13 protein-coding genes are annotated in these 16415 nt (G+C 59.8%); 9 read left to right on the plus strand and 4 right to left on the minus strand.

The window, feature by feature from the left end:
- Nucleotides 1-193 precede the first annotated feature (193 nt).
- A complete protein-coding gene (locus ASC97_RS09015) occupies nt 194-2485 on the plus strand; it encodes an FdhF/YdeP family oxidoreductase (RefSeq protein ID WP_057468021.1) in 2292 nt (763 codons plus the stop codon).
- A gap of 695 nt (nt 2486-3180) precedes the next feature.
- Here ASC97_RS09015 and ASC97_RS09025 read toward each other — a convergent pair.
- A complete protein-coding gene (locus ASC97_RS09025; protein ID WP_057468023.1) occupies nt 3181-6021 on the minus strand; it encodes an ATP-binding protein in 2841 nt (946 codons plus the stop codon).
- A gap of 244 nt (nt 6022-6265) precedes the next feature.
- Here ASC97_RS09025 and ASC97_RS09030 point away from each other — a divergent pair, with 244 nt between their 5' ends.
- The 3 genes from ASC97_RS09030 (at nt 6266) to ASC97_RS09040 (ending at nt 9319) form a co-directional block, all read left to right on the plus strand.
- Nucleotides 6266-6934, plus strand: coding sequence for a response regulator transcription factor (locus ASC97_RS09030; RefSeq protein ID WP_057468024.1), 669 nt, complete (start codon nt 6266-6268; stop codon nt 6932-6934).
- Between the two features lie 146 nt (nt 6935-7080).
- The gene (locus ASC97_RS09035; RefSeq protein WP_057468025.1) at nt 7081-8118 is read left to right on the plus strand and encodes an alpha/beta fold hydrolase; all 1038 of its coding nucleotides are present in this window, start codon (nt 7081-7083) and stop codon (nt 8116-8118) included.
- A gap of 163 nt (nt 8119-8281) precedes the next feature.
- On the plus strand, nt 8282-9319 hold the full coding sequence (locus tag ASC97_RS09040) for an LLM class flavin-dependent oxidoreductase (RefSeq protein WP_057468026.1): 1038 nt from the start codon (nt 8282-8284) through the stop codon (nt 9317-9319).
- 110 nt (nt 9320-9429) lie between these two features.
- Here ASC97_RS09040 and ASC97_RS09045 read toward each other — a convergent pair whose 3' ends face one another.
- The 3 genes from ASC97_RS09045 to ASC97_RS09055 all read right to left on the minus strand — a co-directional run bounded on the left by ASC97_RS09045 (nt 9430) and on the right by ASC97_RS09055 (nt 12548).
- Nucleotides 9430-9891: a YybH family protein gene (locus tag ASC97_RS09045; RefSeq protein ID WP_057468027.1), complete on the minus strand. Its 462-nt coding sequence runs from the start codon at nt 9889-9891 to the stop codon at nt 9430-9432.
- A 201-nt stretch (nt 9892-10092) separates the two neighbouring features.
- A complete protein-coding gene (locus ASC97_RS09050; protein ID WP_057468028.1) occupies nt 10093-11319 on the minus strand; it encodes a YbfB/YjiJ family MFS transporter in 1227 nt (408 codons plus the stop codon).
- Between the two features lie 143 nt (nt 11320-11462).
- The gene (locus ASC97_RS09055) at nt 11463-12548 is read right to left on the minus strand and encodes an NAD(P)H-dependent flavin oxidoreductase (RefSeq protein ID WP_057468029.1); all 1086 of its coding nucleotides are present in this window, start codon (nt 12546-12548) and stop codon (nt 11463-11465) included.
- 289 nt (nt 12549-12837) lie between these two features.
- On the opposite strand from ASC97_RS09055, the gene ASC97_RS09060 reads away from it, so the two are divergent.
- The 5 genes from ASC97_RS09060 to ASC97_RS09080 all read left to right on the plus strand — a co-directional run bounded on the left by ASC97_RS09060 (nt 12838) and on the right by ASC97_RS09080 (nt 16338).
- Nucleotides 12838-13563: an SDR family NAD(P)-dependent oxidoreductase gene (locus ASC97_RS09060; RefSeq protein WP_057468030.1), complete on the plus strand. Its 726-nt coding sequence runs from the start codon at nt 12838-12840 to the stop codon at nt 13561-13563.
- Complete coding sequence (locus ASC97_RS09065) at nt 13557-14063, plus strand: RidA family protein (RefSeq protein ID WP_057468031.1); 507 nt, start codon at nt 13557-13559, stop codon at nt 14061-14063. Before ASC97_RS09060 ends, ASC97_RS09065 begins: the two co-directional genes overlap by 7 nt.
- Entirely contained in the window at nt 14060-15049 is a 990-nt protein-coding gene (locus tag ASC97_RS09070) for an enoyl-CoA hydratase/isomerase family protein (RefSeq protein WP_057468032.1), read from the plus strand. The genes ASC97_RS09065 and ASC97_RS09070 overlap by 4 nt, the downstream gene beginning before the upstream one ends.
- Nucleotides 15050-15134: 85 nt before the next feature.
- Complete coding sequence (locus tag ASC97_RS09075; RefSeq protein ID WP_057468033.1) at nt 15135-15683, plus strand: hypothetical protein; 549 nt, start codon at nt 15135-15137, stop codon at nt 15681-15683.
- A 19-nt stretch (nt 15684-15702) separates the two neighbouring features.
- A complete protein-coding gene (locus ASC97_RS09080; protein WP_057468034.1) occupies nt 15703-16338 on the plus strand; it encodes an isochorismatase family cysteine hydrolase in 636 nt (211 codons plus the stop codon).
- Nucleotides 16339-16415 lie beyond the last annotated feature (77 nt).

The following is a 16415-nucleotide window of genomic DNA, read 5'->3' on the forward strand; positions in this document are numbered from 1 at the left end:
GGGCGATAAGCTCTCAAGAGCACTGCGCTCCAGCACTCCTCCCCTCTGCCGGAGCGCGCGGATCCGCCAAGGTCCGCCAAGGCCGTCTCCACCCGCCCGGAGACGGCCTTTTTTTGAAGCCACACTTCCTTAGCAGGCGGCGCGCACGTTCACGGGGATCTGGCAATCAATATCCAGCGATGAAGGAACTATCATGAAGAACAAACGTCCGGACGGTATCAAACGTTACGACCACCCGGCCGGCGGCTGGGACGCGCTTAAGGCCGTCGCGAAGACGCTTGCCCACCAACAGATCGTCGCGCAAGGCAGTAAAACTCTACTCAAGGCCAACCAGCCGGAGGGATTCGACTGCCCAGGCTGTGCATGGCCCGACCCTAAGCACACGTCGTCGTTCGAATTCTGCGAAAACGGCGCCAAGGCGATTGCGTGGGAGTCCACCGCGAAGCGGACCGACGCCGAGTTCTTCAAGCAGCATAGCGTTTCCGAGCTCTGGAAGTGGACGGATCATGAGCTCGAAGACGCCGGCCGCCTGACTCTGCCATTGCTGTACGACCCAGGCACCGATCATTTCGAACAGATCGCGTGGGACGCGGCCTTCGCGCTGATCGGAGTCGAGTTGAACAAGCTCGACGATCCGGACCAAGCCGAGTTCTACACCTCCGGCCGTGCCTCGAACGAAGCAGCGTTCCTCTATCAGCTATTCGTTCGCGCCTATGGCACCAACAATTTTCCCGATTGTTCCAACATGTGTCACGAGGCCACCAGCGTGGGGCTTCCAAAATCCATCGGCGTTGGCAAGGGAACGGTCACGCTCGAAGACTTCGATCATGCGGACGCGATCTTCAGCTTTGGGCACAATCCGGGCACGAACCATCCGCGCATGATGTCGACATTGCATGAGGCGGCGCGCCGAGGCGTTCCAATCATCGTCTTCAACCCCCTGAAGGAGCGCGCGCTTGAGCGGTTCGCCGCACCTCAAGATCCGGTCGAGATGGTCACCCTGTCCTCAACGCCGATCGCTTCGGCCTACCACCAAGTCCGTGTCGGCGGGGATCTGGCCGTTTTGAAAGGTATAATGAAGGCGGTGCTCGAACGAGACGTAGCAAGTCTCGCCGCGGGCGGCGCCGGCATACTTGATCGGCCCTTCATCGATGAACACACCTCAGGGTTCGACATCCTACGTGCGGATATCGATGCTACCACTTGGCAAGAGATAGTCGCTGTTAGTGGCCTAACCCGGCAGGCCATCGAGAGCGCGGCCGACGTCTACGCGAATGCGAGGAATGTAATTGTCTGTTATGGCATGGGCATTACACAGCACGCCAAGGGCACGTACAACGTCCAGCAAATCGCGAACCTCCTGATGCTGCGGGGAAACATTGGTCGAGAGGGTGCGGGAATCGCGCCCATCCGAGGCCATTCCAATGTGCAAGGAGATCGGACGGTAGGAATAACCGAAATCCCCAACAAAGCGCTTCTCGATGGCATGGAACGCGCCTTTGGTTTTCGCCCGCCGAGCGACAAAGGCCACAACGCGATCGAGGCGGTGGAGGCCGCCATCGATGGCCGAGCGAAGGCGCTGATCTGTCTTGGCGGGAACCTCGCGGTCGCGATGTCCGATTCCGGGGCCACTTTTTCGGGCATGCGGAACCTTGATCTGGCGGTCCATATCGCAACGAAGCTCAACCGCTCCCATCTGCTGACGGCAAAGACCACTCTCGTTCTGCCATGTCTAGGACGGACGGACCTCGATATCCAGGCATCCGGCCGCCAAGCGGTCACCGTCGAGGATTCGATGTCCATGGTTCACGCTTCGCGAGGGTTTCTTCACCCACCTGGCGAACTTGTCCGATCCGAGCCGGCGATCATCGGAGGGATCGCAAGAGCTACGCTTGGTGACCGATATGGCATAGACTGGGAGGGTATGGTAGCGGACTACGACCGCATCCGCGACAAGATCGAGGAGGTGTTTCCCGAATTCCAAGAGTTCAATACTCGCGTGCGCAAACCAGGTGGCTTTAGACTTGACGTCGCTGCCTCATTTCGGCGGTGGAACACGCCTGGGCGAAAGGCGAACTTCCTTCCGTCTCCCGATCTCTCCGAGGATACGCTCGTCGACAGCGAAGGCGTCTTGATGCTGACCACTATTCGAAGTCACGATCAATATAACACCACCATCTACGGATTGGACGATCGTTATCGCGGCGTATTTGGTCGGCGCGACGTGGTTTTTATGAATGCGGAAGATCTCGAGGGACGAGGCCTTAGGGACGGCGATCGTATCGAGGTTCAAGGGCTGATTGGCGCGGTCGCTGACAGGCATCTCGTTAGCGGTTTCACGGCGGTCGCCTATGACATTCCGAAGGGCTCCATCGCGGGCTACTATCCGGAGATGAATGTCGTCATGTCGATCCGACACTTCGATCGCCAGTCCGGTACGCCGTCCTACAAGGGAGTGCCAGTCAGGGTGAAACTCGCGGATTGACAAACAGCGGGACGGCTAGAGGGCGTCAGTTGCTATACGGGTAGGCCTCAAGACCTGAGGATCACGCTGACGGCGAGTAGGTGCCTGAGCCTCTCTTGGTCGGTCACCCCGTTCTTGTACCAAGAAAGAAGGCCCCTCGCCGCATCCTCGGCTTCTGCGCTCTGTCTATGGTACTGTCGGTTCTCGCAATGCTCTTTGAGCAGACCACGCATCATGGACACTTGCTCCGAGCTCAGCACTACCCCGCACGTGCTGTGACGCAGCTTCATTGTATCGGCGCCTTTGGTGCTGTTCATACAGGATTCGACGGATTGCAGCCGGCCCACACCGGCGAGCACATAGAGAGCGATTGTTCCCCGCCTAAATGGGATTCATCGGATTGGGCTGGCACCCACACCCGGATCGGAGTCGATGGCCGTTGTATCGACACCAGGGCGCCAACCAGAACTGCCATTGCAAATAAGATTACGACGCCGGGAAAGACACTGCCCGACGGCCTGGGACTTCTGTAAGACATAGCGTTCTCCTGACGCCCGCCAACAAACGGCATGGCTAGAAGCTCACTATGGCAACCAGTAAAGTGGGAAGCTGTTGCACATAGGTATTGGCAATACTTTCGTATTCCCCGGCTTCGTCCGTCTGGAGGGAATAAGGTGGCCGGGCAGATTAGAAGCCTCTTGGAGCATCAGTGAAGCTCATGGCTTTGCTTCAAGCAATCTCTTCGCCTGCAAAAGTCGAGGAGTAGAGAGTCCCTCGCGGAACCGCTGGTAGACGGGAAGAAGGATTTCTTGTGCGGCTCGAAGGTCACCGCGGCTGGCCAGATATTCCGCGTAGCTAATGCCCGCTGTAAGTTCCCAATACAGACCGCCTTGAACCGATGCTCTTAGGCCGGCTTCCCGAAATAGGTCTACGGCTAAGCTCTCATTCGCCCCTTGTGCTGCGATGATCTCGCCTTTCTTTCGTAGAAGTTCGGGCATTATCCAGAGGTAGCTTTTTTCCAGTGAAAACGTTTGCGCCTTGTCGATCTCCAAGAGCGCCTCGTCCAAACGCCCGGCCGCCTTCAACGCGGTTGCGAGTTCAGACATGAAAAACGGATAGAACAGCAGATACGAGGAATCTTGCATGTCTCGAAGGCCGGCTCGAAGAGCTTCGATCCCCTCGACGGGCGAGCCAGAACGTGATGCCAGGCTTCCTTGGACGCATATGCCAACTGCGTAGAACGGTTTTAGACCATGCTGCAGTGCATGTGCAGTGAGTTCTTCGCCCCACTGGCGTGCTCGCGCCGCGTTGTCCAGACTGAGTGACACGAAGGCGGACGCCCAGGCCAACGCGACGCAAGATACGAACGGTTGGTTGGTTGCACGGGCTTCGTCGACTGAATCTTCGGCCACACGAGATGCCACTTCCAATCGACCCAACGAGAGCAAGTTGACGGTATCATGAGCCATGGAGGACGTCCGAATGTCCGCTCCGAGCCTGAGCATATCCGTACGACGACTGCTGGATGGCGAATTACCCGCCGCCCAATCAAGTCGCTCATGAGCATCGAGGTGGTGGGCCTGATAGGTGTGCGGGATGCCCGACAGCCAAGCTGCCGTCGCGCGGGACCTCGCATCGCCCCCGCCAGCGCCTCTCTCGTATTCCTGCGCGTAAACGAGCGCATCATCCAGCTCGACCGAGCGAGCGCTAAAAAGCCACAGGGCGCATGTTACCCGTTGCCGATAGTCCTGGTCATCCAACTTCTCAGCGAGCATCAGGGCGCGTGCAAGCACCGCCCTACCTTGCTCGCTCATGCCCTGCGTATAAATCATGGCGAATCCCAGAGCGCACTGCAGGACGAGTTCCGTACGTCCCCCCTCCTCTTCTTTCAGGTAGGAGAGCGCCTTTTTAGCCCATTCGCCTGCCTCGGACACGAGCGAGGTCGCGGTCCAGAAATCGGAGGCAACTGCGGCGAGGTCTGCTCCGAGATTTCCATCTCCCTCTGGAGAAAGCGCCCAAGTCAAACAGGCTCGAAGATTGTCGATCTCTCGGCGGTACCGCCCCAGACCATCGATTGCCAACCGCAGCGAGTCTTCACTCGAAAATGGCCGGAATAACGAATGGAAAAAGGCCGTTGTACGCCTCATCGTCATTCGATACTCGGTGCCCCCTCCAAGCTTTTCTAGCGAATAGACCCGCACCGTCTCCAGAAGACGCCACCGGGGGGCTGCCTCCGTTCCGTCGAAGGTCACCAATGATTTCGTGACAAGGTTCGAGAGCCCTAGTGCCGTCTCTTCCTCGTCCTCCCCGCTGGCTGCCATCGCGGCCTCCAAGGTAAACCCCGCGGGATATACGGACAGACTGCGTAGGAGGCGCCGCTCTCCTTCGGGCAACAATTCATAGCTCCAATCGAGTGCAGCCCGAAGCGTGCGGTGTCGAGGCAATGCAGTACGGCGTCCGCCGGTCAGAAGAACGAAACGGTCATCCAATCGGCCGGCGATCTGTTGAAGCCCCAACGTGGCGGCACGGGCGGCGGCGAACTCTATCGCTAGGGGAATTCCATCCAGATGTCGGCAAATACCTGCGATAATCGAGACTCTGTCCCCGCTAGCCGTGAAATCGGACTGCAACGCCCGTGTTCGGGCGACAAACAACTGAACCGCACTGTGAGTTAAAGGATCACCAACCTTTTCGTTCGCGGGCACATCAAGCGGGGGAACACGATATGTGAACTCCCCTTCGATACGGAGAAGTTCCCGACTTGTTGCGAGAACCGAAACGTTCGGGCAGGTGCGCAGCATGGCCTCGACCATCTCGGCAGCGGCATCTACGACATGTTCGCAGTTGTCGATCAGAAGCAACATTTTCCGGTTACCAATTGCCCGCGCAACGAGCTCGGCAGAAACGTCGTCGCCTTGAAGGCGCAGATCGAGAGCCTGTGCAAGTGTCGTGGGAACAAGATTTGGATCCGAGAGGGAAACCAGCTCCACGAAGAATGCATCCCCATCTATCGTCGGCTGCAGGCGGCGCGCGACTTCGGACGCGAGTACGGTTTTTCCGATCCCACCGGGTCCCGTCAGGGTTACAATTCGATAGGCCGACATGAGCGTCACGATATGAGAAATTGCAGCCTGGCGGCCGATGAGCTCGGACGCCGCCGAGGGGATGTTAGTAACAAAACCCGCTCGTTCGCTTGACCGCACGAGAGTAGCAAGCGTCGGACCGGCAAACCGCTTTTCGGGTTCCGTCCACTCGCCGAGTAGTCGATATCCTCGACCAGACACGGTGCGCAGCAGGTCTCGGTCCTTTCCAAGGGCACGCCTTATTGCAGAGATATGAACCTGGAGCGTGTTGTCCTCGACGACCATTCCAGGCCAGACGCGCTTCATCAGCTCGTCTTTCGTGACTATCCCACCCGAAGAAATAGCAAGTGTTTCGAGGATTTCGAATGCGCGACTGCCGAGCGGGACCGGAGCGCCCATCGCACGCAGCTCTCGTTTTTCGAGATCGAGCTCCCATCCGGAGTGCTCGAAGAGGCCTATCTCAATCTGTCCCAAAGCGACCCGAATCTATCTGGTTCAATACGCATCGTATAAAATCACAGAGGGGCAGATTGCGCCAAGGGCGCTTCAACAACTGCTAAGGGAATATTTCAGCTTTTTTCAGGATCTCTCACACCACTTAAGTCGCGAACGGCTGGGTGCTGGTTTAAAAACGCGGAGCGCCTTCACTACAAGGTGCAAGCATCATAACACCTCCCAGCCGCAGCACCTCCGTGCACGATCAATGAGAGCGAATGGCATGTACCGGACGGAAAATCCTACTGATCCTTCGACAATGGCGACAACACTCTCGAGCGATGCTTTGGTCGCCGTTTTGGATAACGGCACCGAATTCGATCCCGATTTGCATCGATATATTTCGGGTATGAGCTGGCGACTTGAACGGTTCACCTCAGCGCGCGACTTGCTTAACGGCGCCCAAGCTGGATGTTTCAACTGTATCCTTGTCGATGCGAGCTTGGCGGATCTGCCGGTATCAGATCTAGCGCGGTTGATTTGCTCCTTCGCGGTGCACTGCCCAATCGTCGTCGTCACCCCGCGGGGCAGTCCGGCCACGTCTGTTTCCACAACGAGATTCCGGGTGGCCTTCCTCCCCAAGCAGGACAATCCCGCCGTAATCGCAGAGGAGGTGAACGCATCGATACGTGCGTTCAACGAGGCAAACCGTTTGGAAGCCTATTTCCTCACCCTTACCCCGCGAGAACGTCAAGTCATGAAGTTTGTGGTAGAAGGCTTGCTGAACAAGCAGGTGGCCTTCAAGTTGAATATTAGTGAGATCACCGTCAAGGCTCATCGCGGCCGGCTCATGCGGAAGATGAACGCCAGAACACTTCCCGACCTTTTGTATATGGCCGCAAGACTTGGGCGCGCGTCGGGCTCCGTCCCGAATGAGCTTTCGGCGTTCTGAGGGGCCGCTGCGCCTCCATGTTTAAGCACTCCTGTAGCTGACCGACACCATTGGACAGTAGCGCATTTCTGCCACCTGTCTGAAATGGACTCGCAAGTTCCTGTCGTGCGGCAGGCGCTCAACAAGCGATCTTTGGAGACACAGCCATGAGCAACTCAAACAACGCGACCTGGACACGCCGCTCCTTCGGCGGAGTGGCACTCGGGCTGACGGCCGCAGGAATCCTCGCAGGGCGCGTCGAAGGTGCCGAGCAAAGCAAAAGGCCGGTACGGCAAAAGAATATGGATCTGGTTGCCGACAAGCGTATCGACGCCGGCGACCTGAATGTCGGATACGCCGAGCTCGGCCCTGAAGACGGCTCCCCGGTTTTGTTGTTCCACGGCTGGCCCTACGACATCAACGCCTTCGCCGAGGTGGCGCCTTTGCTCGCGAAGCGGGGTCACCGTGTGATCGTCCCGCATCTGCGCGGATACGGCAGCACTAGGTTCCTGTCCGAGGACACTTTTCGTAACGGCCAACAGTCGGCGCTTGCTGTCGACGCCATCAAGCTGATGGACGCCTTGAAGATTGAAAAGGCAACGGTCGCCGGGTTCGACTGGGGTGCGCGGACGGCCGACATCGTGGCCGCGCTTTGGCCAGAACGATGCAGGGGATTGGTATCAGTCAGCGGCTACCTCATAGGGAACCAAGCTGCTGGAAAGGCGCCTTTGCCCCCGGCCGCGGAATTTCAGTGGTGGTATCAGTTCTACTTCGCGACGGACCGCGGTCGCGACGGCTATGAAAAATATACGAACGACTTCGCCAAACTCATCTGGCGTCTTGCCTCGCCGCAGTGGAAGTTCGACGACTCGACCTTCGAACGGAGTGCAGAGGCATTTGCCAATCCCGATCACGTCTCGATCGTCGTTCATAACTACCGCTGGCGTCTGGGCCTGACGCAAGGTGAAAAGCGGTTCGACGAATTCGAGACCAAACTTGCGGTCGGTCCCGAGATCCATGTGCCAACGATCACGATGGAGGGCGACGCCAACGGAGCGCCTCATCCTGATCCCAAGGCCTACGCGTCAAAGTTCAAGGCGAAATACGAACATCGTCTCGCAGCCGGAGGGATCGGCCACAATTTGCCGCAGGAGGCGCCCGAGGCGTTCGCCAAGGCGGTAAGAGATGTCGATTCGTGGGCATGAGCAGCCGGGGTCCCGACGCGCTCAATTATCGAAAAAATCGATGACCTTCATCCGAAAAACCAGACTGGCGCGGCATCGCCTCGTCATGAGATGGGAAGCGCTTCGGCCTGTAAGGCGTCAGACACCAAGGCTCCGGCTGCGAGCCCATTGAAAGGATTCAACAGTGGAAATCGGTATCGATAGTTTTGCGATGCTCTTGCCCAAACCTGATACGGGTCGTCTGCAGTCGGCGGTCGATCGTATGGAGAGCGTACTTTCCGAGGTGGAGCTGGCGGACCAGGTTGGTCTGGACGTCTTCGGAATGGGCGAACACCACAGGGAAAACGCGCTTGATTCCGCGCCCGCCGTGATACTTGCCGCAGCGGCGGCGCGAACCAATTCGATAAGGCTAACGAGCGCCGTCGCAGTGCTTAGCGCCTCCGATCCTGTGCGCCTTTTTCAAGAGTTCGCAACGCTGGACCTTATATCCCGCGGACGAGCGGAGATCGTGGTCGGTCGTGGCTCTTCCGTGGAGGCCTATCCCCTGTTTGGCTTCGACCTGAGGGACTACGATGCGCTCTTTGCGGAAAAGCTGGACCTACTGCTCAAGATCAGGGAGCAGCCCAGCATCAAGTGGCAGGGCCGGTTTCGTCCTGCAATCAATGGCGAAGGCGTCTTTCCTCGTCCGCATCAGTCCAAATTGCCGATATGGCTCGGCGTCGGCGGCACGCCCGAATCCTTCGTCCGCGCCGGGACGCTGGGCCTCCCTCTGATGGTGGCCATCATCGGAGGAAGCTTCGAGCGCTTTTTGCCGCTGGTCGAGCTCTATCGCCGAGCGTGGCTCGCCAGCGGGCATCCCGCTGAAAACCAGCGGGTAGGCGTCCATGCTCTTGGATTTGTCGGAGAGACCGACGAGGCGGCAAAGAAAGCGTTTTTCCCCGGCTGGTTCCAAATGTTCACCGACGCTGGGAGAGAGCGAGGCTGGCCGCCGCCGACCAAGGCCCAGTTCGAGCATATGTGCGGGCCGGGTGGCGCGTTCCTTGTCGGCAGCCCACAGACGGTGGCTGCCAAGATATCTCATGTTAACACAACGTTGGGAGGCATTGCTCGCATCACCTTTCAGATGAGCACGGCCGCGCTCGACGCGGAAGCGATGCGTCGTTCGATCGAGCTGCTGGGAACCGACGTCGCGCCTTTGGTGCGGGGACAGCCGCGCGACTAGCTGCGCGCCGCGGGGAGCGCCGACGTTTGCCGGCGCCCATTTCTTCAGCCGAAGATCATTTTCTGATAGGCAGCCAGCATCTGCGGATCCTCGACAGACCCATGGTTTCTTCAGCCGAAGATCATTTTCTGATAGGCAGCCAGCATCTGCGGATCCTCGACAGACCCATGGTGATGAAGCTGTCGCCAACCGCCTTCCTTGCGTACAAACCACCGGGTCGTCCGGAAGGCGACGTCGAGCGTCTCAGTAGCCGTCCTGCAGATTCCACGTTCACGGCCGACGAACAGATGCCATTCGTCGCCGCCCTGGCTCGTGAAGTCGTGGAAGGTCACCTGGACCTTCGTTCCTCCCTTGAAGAGCTTTGAATAACCGTCAGCGATCTGGTCCCAACCGCGGCGGATGCCGCCGATCGGATTATCCATGCTGGGATCCGAGCCACCAAGCCAGACCTCTTCCAGCCCTTTGAGATCGCCAGCGTTGAAGGCTCGATAGAACCGTATCAAAGCATCCAAGGCGCTTCCATCGTCCTGCGCGGTCTCGCCGCCGCTGACTTCCGTGAGATGCCGGTCCATTGCTTTTCTCCGTACTTCCTAAAAGGTGGCTGACGCAATTGGAAAGCCTGTAACTCTCGTCGTGCGGGCCGACTTGGTTTATCCGGCTCGTCGTCAGTGCAGCATGCGCAATCGATCCCGACCCATCTATTGTACGATGGTGTCGCCCAGAATTTGGAGATAGGCGACGATCGCATCGGAGGAGATCGAAGCGGGTAGTTTTCAAGTGGATCGAACCGAGCGCTCTACGATCTTTGCCTTCCGCTCGCAAGGAAACAGCAGGATCATCGCAACATAGATCGCGGCGCCGACTACGAGCGCGATGCTGGCGACGGCAAGCGCGAGATCGAACCCGGCGTCTACGTTCACCTCGTGCCTCATGATCACTCCCACGGCAGGCGGCCCCATGATCTGTCCGATCGCGAACACCGCCGTCAGCAGTCCCATGTAACGCGCGTGGTGGCTCGATCTGATCCGCCTGACTTCGTTCATGGCGAAGTAGCTGATCGCAGTGAAGGGCAGGCCCACAAGCGCGCTGCTGAGGGCAAGACCGAAAGCGTCCTGCCAGATCACCGACAGCCCCACTCCGACTGCCTGCACAAGGTACGCGGCAGTCAGATGGAGCCGCACGTCGGCGCTATGCCTCACGCGCGCCGCCAGGAGTGACCCGACGACTGCCGCGGCTCCGAAAAGCGGCCAGAAGACGGTGAGCAACGGTGAACCGGGAACGCTGTTCTTCGCGATCACCGGAAGATACGTCGCAGTGATGATGTAGCCGAAGCCGGCCAGCCCGTAAGCCACGGCAAAAAGAGGCATTTCCGATTTTGGCACCTTGCCGGAGGCGCGCGTCGGCGCGCCCACCGAATAGGCGTCGGACGGTTTCGCGCTCTCGCCGAATGTCTTCCAGATGATCCCGCTAATGATCGCCGAAATCGCCGCGAACACCAGCCAGGCCGTGTGCCCGCTCAGCCCAAGAATGGTCATCCCGCTGGCGGCTAGCCCGGACACGGCGATGCCTGCGCCGGGTCCCGTGAATATGGCGCTTCCGATCGAGCTGCCGGATCCCGAAAGCTGGGCGAGACACCAACCGGAGGTGAAGACGAATCCGACCGCCGAAGCCACGCCCGCCAAGAACCGGAGAGCGACCCAGGCCTCGGCATAAGGCGCAGACATCAGAGCCGTGAGCAGGACCGTGGACCCCAGTGTCAGGCGTATGATGAAGGTATGATCCCACCTTCTGGGTACTGCCATCGCCGCCAATGCGCCGACGAGGTAGCCGACATAGTTGGCAGTGGCGAGTCCTCCGGCTTGCGAAAGATCAAGGACGCCGTCGTGCAGCATCATCGGCAGGATTGGAGTGAATGCGAACCGACCGACGCCCATGGCGATGGCGAGGGACGCCGATCCAGCGAGCACGACCACATATGGGCTGGGGCGGTGTTTAGACATGACGCTGTCCTTCGTTCGATTGGAGATATGTCGCCACGAACTCGCGCGACGGCTCCCCTTCAGTTAGATTGGTCGACGTCTGCGTGAACCGTCAGTCTGCGGCAGGCTGTCTGCCGAGATGCGGAAGGATCTTCGGGACGCCGTCAGGCAGGACTGCGGCGTGCGATGACGTCCAACGCGGAATGATAGAGCTCTCGCGTCAATTCCTCGGCACCAACTTTCAGAGCAAGACGGGAGGCCTGACCCGACCAGAGGTTCGTAAAATCGTTCCTCGACTCCGCCTCGGCTTTTGCTCTGATGGGAACGAGAGCTCCTCCGGCAGTTGGAAATGCAGGCACGGCATCTGAGATTGGACCCAGATCGCGCATCAGGCGGTTTACGACGCCTCTCGCTGGGCGGCCGGTAAAAACGTTCGTTATCGCGGTGCTGTCATCTCGGGCGGAAGCCAGCGCCTCTGCCTGAACAGCGGGAATCCTCGCCTCAGGGCAGAACAGGTATGCCGTCCCGACCTGGACGGCGGAAGCTCCGAGCATAAGGGCGGCGGCGACACCCCGTCCGTCGGCGATCCCGCCGGCGGCGATGACTGGCACCCGCACCGCGTCGACCACCTGCGGCAGGAGCGCCATGATCCCAACCTGTGTCGTCATGTCCTGGCTCAAAAAGTTCCCACGATGTCCGCCGGCCTCGAAACCCATGGCGATGACTGCGTCGACGCCGTTTTTTTCGAGCCAGACGGCCTCGGCCACGGTCGTCGCGGATGATATGATCTTCGCGCCGGTCGCCTTCACACGCTGGACCAGCGACTTTTCGGGCAGCCCGAAATGAAAGCTCACGACCTCCGGTTTCAACTCCTCGACCACCTCGCAGAACGAAGAGTCGAACGGTGCTCGGCCCGCCGCGGCGAGCGGCGCAGCAGGGTCAAGTCCTGCGTCTACGAAGTAGGGCGCGAGCAGAGCTCTCCATCGCATCTGCGCTGCCGGATCTTCGGCGGGGGAAACATGTGAGAAGAAATTCACGTTCACAGGCGTGCGAGTAGCGCCGCGAATCTCATGGAGTGCCTGTCGCAGCCCGTCGACGTTTAACTGAGCGCTTGGGAGAGACCCCAGACCGCCGGCCTTGGCCGCGGCGACGACCATTTCGACCGTCGTCGCGCCGGCCATCGGCGCCTGGATGATGGGAAGCTCGATTCCAAACAGGTCGAGAATTCGGCGATCCGGCCAGCGGGTCATGTGGGCTCCTTGTCATGCGTGACGTTGCAACGCTGATACCCCCCGGCCACGACCCGCGTCTATTGGACCTTGGTGTCCTGGAGAGCGACCAATCCGAAGGTATCGGGAACACCTTGGTACAATATCGGGTCCGGATTTTCGGCGCGATTATCGTGGCAGAGCGGACGACGGCGCGGACCGCCGGGAAGCTCCCGGCCAATTTGCTGGATCAACGCATCACACGAGGAACAAAGCGACGACCGCCACCCGGCGGACGAAGGTTACCGGCGTCGCTGGAACGGAGGCAGGCATGAGCGTGCACAAGACTGTTGTGATCACTGGCGCGTCGCAAGGGATCGGAGCCGGACTCGTCAAAACGTTCCTGGACAAGGGCTGGAACGTCGTCGGCACTTCCCGCAACATCAGCGAGAGCACGCTGTTCGATCGCGCAGGCCGGCTGGAGCTGATCAGCGGCGACGTCGCGGATCCAGAAACGGCCGAGCGGGTGGCGACGGCCGCGGTGGAGAAATTCGGTTCGATCGATGCGCTCGTTAACAATGCCGGGGTCTTCTTCACCAAACCGTTCCTCGAATACACCATCGAAGACTTCCGCCGCCTGTGCGCGACGAACGTCGAAGGATTTCTCCATTTCACGCAGCGCGCCATCGAACAGATGCTGCGCCAGAAATCCGGCGGGAGCGTCGTGACGATCACTTCGTCGCTGACGGACCATCCGATTGCCAGCGTGACCGCGTCGCTTCCAATGGTTACCAAGGGCGGTCTCAACGCGATTACGAAGAGCCTCGCGCTTGAGTTCGCCAAGGACAATATCCGCGTGAACGCGCTCTCGCCAGGCGTTGTCGACACCCCTCTTCACGCGAAAAACCCGCGGGCCTTCCTCGAATCCTTGTCGCCGATGGGGACTATCACCGCGGTTCAGGAGATCGTCGACGGCGTCGTCTATCTGACGGAGTCCTCCAACATCACCGGGGAGGTGCTGCACGTAGACAACGGCGCACATCTCGGCAAATGGTAGTCGCGAGCGCTGAGGCGCGCATCAAGGAACTGGCGATATGCCTCCCGAAGGCGCCCACGCCGTTTGGCGCGTACGTCGAAGCGTTCCAATCCGGCTCGCTGCTGTTCCTAAGCGGCATGCTGCCGGTCGCCGGACATGTGCCACTTTATACTGGCCTTGTCGGCCGCGAGCTGTCGGTGGCTGAAGGTTACGACGCGGCGAGAGCGGCCTGCCTGAGTGGGCTGGCCGCCGCGCAGTCGCAGCTAGGAACGCTGGATAGAATTCGATCGGTCGCCAAGCTCGCCGTCTATATCGCCTGCCCCGCCGATTTCCGTGAACACCCCAAAGTCGCCGATGGAGCGTCAGAGCTGTTGCTCGACGTGTTCGGCCCGGCCCGGCTCCCTCCCCGCGTCGTCCTCGGCGTTTCCAGCATACCGCTTGGAATGCCCGTCGAGATCGAACTGGTCTTCGAGATCGGGCCAGCGTTTGCATCCCAAACCCAAGAACGGAGCCAGCCATGAATGTCAGACAACCAACCAGGACAAGCGCCATCGCGATGTCGTCGAAAGCCCTGACTGCGGCGGCGCTATTGCTGCTTCCGGCGCTCGCCCTATCCGGTCAGACGAAGGTCGCCGAAAAGGTGGATCGTGGTGCAGAGGTCAAGGCCGACCCAGGTCAGAAACATGCGCAGATCAAGGTGGACAAGCGCACGCCCGCCTACTGGCGTGTCACCTTCGACAATCCGCCCTTCAACATCTTCGGACCGGAGACGATCCCTCAGATGGAAAAAGTGGTGGCCGCAATCGAAAGCGATCCCAAGCTTAGGGTCGTTGTCTTCGACAGCGATGTGCCTGGGTTCTTCCTCACTCACTACAACTTTACGCCGCCTCTCGCCGAATCCACCGGCCTCCCCTCTGGCCCCACAGGCTTGCACCCCCTGCCCGACATGCTGGTCCGCATCAGCAAGTCGCCGGTCGTCTCCATCGCGCTCCTCCGCGGCCGCGCGACGGGCGTCGGAAGCGAGCTTGCTCTCGCCAGCGACATGCGCTTCGCCAGCCGTCAGAAGGCTATTCTCTCCCAATGGGAGGTGGGCGCGGCGCTCGTTCCCGGAGGCGGCCCGATGGCAAGGCTACCGCGGCTGATGGGGCGCGGCCGCGCGCTGGAGGTCCTGCTTGGATCCGACGACATCAACGGTGATCTTGCGGAGAAGTACGGATACGTCAATCGATCCTTCGATGACGACAAGCTCGATCCGTTCGTTGACGCCCTCGCGACCCGAATCTCCGGCTTCGATCGCCAGGCGATCGCCGACACCAAACGCCTGGTCGATTTCGCGAGCCTTCCGAGCGATCCCGAGATCGCCGCTGGCTGGGACGCCTTCATTACTTCGGTCCAACGGCCGGCGGCGCAGAAGAACATCGGACGGCTGATGGACATAGGGCTGCAGAAGGACCCGGACGTCGAGGCCAGGCTCGGACACTACACCCAAACTCTGGCCGACAAGTAGGCCGAGGCGGTGCCCGCGCAAGGACTCGGCAGGTCGCGCGGGCATCAACACCCTTCAACGCAGTCAACGACAATGGAGAAGTCTCATGCACAGCCTTGAAAACCAGATCGTCGATTCCAGCTTTTCGGCCATCATCAACGCGCCGATCGAGAAGATTGATATTCCGACATGGTGCTTTAACCTGCCCGAAAAGGAGTACCAGGGATGCTCGCCTGCCCACATCGCAGCGGGCTTCACGACGGCGGACGACGGCACGCGGATGTCGATAAATGTCGAGACAATCGGCGGCAGCCTGATGGTCCAGCATTACCATGAGACACTCGGCGAAAAGCATCATCTCATCCTCGACTCCGATTCAGACGTCTTCACGCCGAATGGCCGGGTCACCATCCACGTCACCTGGGAACTGAGTGTGAAGAAGCTGGATGCGAACCGCTGCGAATTCACCAACCGCGTCCAATCCTACGCGACCGACGAGATGATGGCGTTCCTCGATCGCCAAGGCATCCCGTTCGAACTCTTCCGTACGCAGCGTCAGCCGATGTCTATTGCCCACAACAAGGGCGAGACGCCGCTGTTCGCGGCGAGCATCGAGCGCGCGGCCCTGAAGAACTCCGCGACGAAGGCGGCCTGAACCGGCCAAGGAGCACACCATGACTGAACTATCCTTCGATAGGAGCAATACCGGACTCCTCGTGGTCGATCCGTACAACGACTTCATTTCCGAGGGTGGCAAGATCTGGCCGCGGATCAAGGAGGTCGCCGAGGCGAACAACTGCGTGCCGCACATGCTCGAAGTGCTGACCGCCGCACGCGAAGCCAAGCTTCGGGTCTTTTTCGCGATGCATCATCGCTATCGGGCTGGAGACTACGAGAACTGGAAGTTCGTGGCGCCGATCCAGCGTGCGGCCTGGCACCGCAAGAGCTTCGAATTCGGCACGTGGGGCGGCGAGTTCCGTGCCGAATTCGTCCCCGTGGCCGGTGAGGTCGTGGCATCCGAGCATTGGTGCTCCAGCGGCTTTGCCAACACCGATCTCGATCTCGAACTGAAACGGCATGGCATCCAGCGTGTCATCGTGATCGGTCTGGTAGCCCATACATGCATCGAAGCCACCGTGCGATACGCCGCCGAACTTGGATACGACGTCACCGTCGTCAAGGACGCGGTCGCCGATTACTCGCCGGAAATGATGCACGCGGCGCTCGAGGTCAATCTGCCGAGCTATGCCAGCGCCATCGTCGACACCAAGGAGACCGTGGCGGCGATCGCCCTCACTCAGGTGGCGTAAGCCGCAATCTTGCGACCACTTGCATCCGGCGGGCTTGGCCCGCCGGATGCAGCTCCCTTTAAAAAGTAATACTATTT

This window comes from Rhizobium sp. Root1203 (genome assembly GCF_001424945.1).
Lineage (GTDB): Bacteria > Pseudomonadota > Alphaproteobacteria > Rhizobiales > Rhizobiaceae > Rhizobium.

Bases quoted from the DNA above. Each gene is read 5' to 3' on its own strand.
- ASC97_RS09075 (WP_057468033.1), top strand. From the start codon at position 15,135: ATGCACAGCCTTGAAAACCAGATCGTCGATTCCAGCTTTTCGGCCATC.
- ASC97_RS09035 (WP_057468025.1), top strand. From the start codon at position 7,081: ATGAGCAACTCAAACAACGCGACCTGGACACGCCGCTCCTTCGGCGGA.
- ASC97_RS09070 (WP_057468032.1), top strand. From the start codon at position 14,060: ATGAATGTCAGACAACCAACCAGGACAAGCGCCATCGCGATGTCGTCG.
- ASC97_RS09050 (WP_057468028.1), bottom strand. From the start codon at position 11,319: ATGTCTAAACACCGCCCCAGCCCATATGTGGTCGTGCTCGCTGGATCG.
- ASC97_RS09030 (WP_057468024.1), top strand. From the start codon at position 6,266: ATGTACCGGACGGAAAATCCTACTGATCCTTCGACAATGGCGACAACA.
- ASC97_RS09065 (WP_057468031.1), top strand. From the start codon at position 13,557: ATGGTAGTCGCGAGCGCTGAGGCGCGCATCAAGGAACTGGCGATATGC.
- ASC97_RS09055 (WP_057468029.1), bottom strand. From the start codon at position 12,548: ATGACCCGCTGGCCGGATCGCCGAATTCTCGACCTGTTTGGAATCGAG.
- ASC97_RS09080 (WP_057468034.1), top strand. From the start codon at position 15,703: ATGACTGAACTATCCTTCGATAGGAGCAATACCGGACTCCTCGTGGTC.
- ASC97_RS09045 (WP_057468027.1), bottom strand. From the start codon at position 9,891: ATGGACCGGCATCTCACGGAAGTCAGCGGCGGCGAGACCGCGCAGGAC.
- ASC97_RS09015 (WP_057468021.1), top strand. From the start codon at position 194: ATGAAGAACAAACGTCCGGACGGTATCAAACGTTACGACCACCCGGCC.
- ASC97_RS09060 (WP_057468030.1), top strand. From the start codon at position 12,838: ATGAGCGTGCACAAGACTGTTGTGATCACTGGCGCGTCGCAAGGGATC.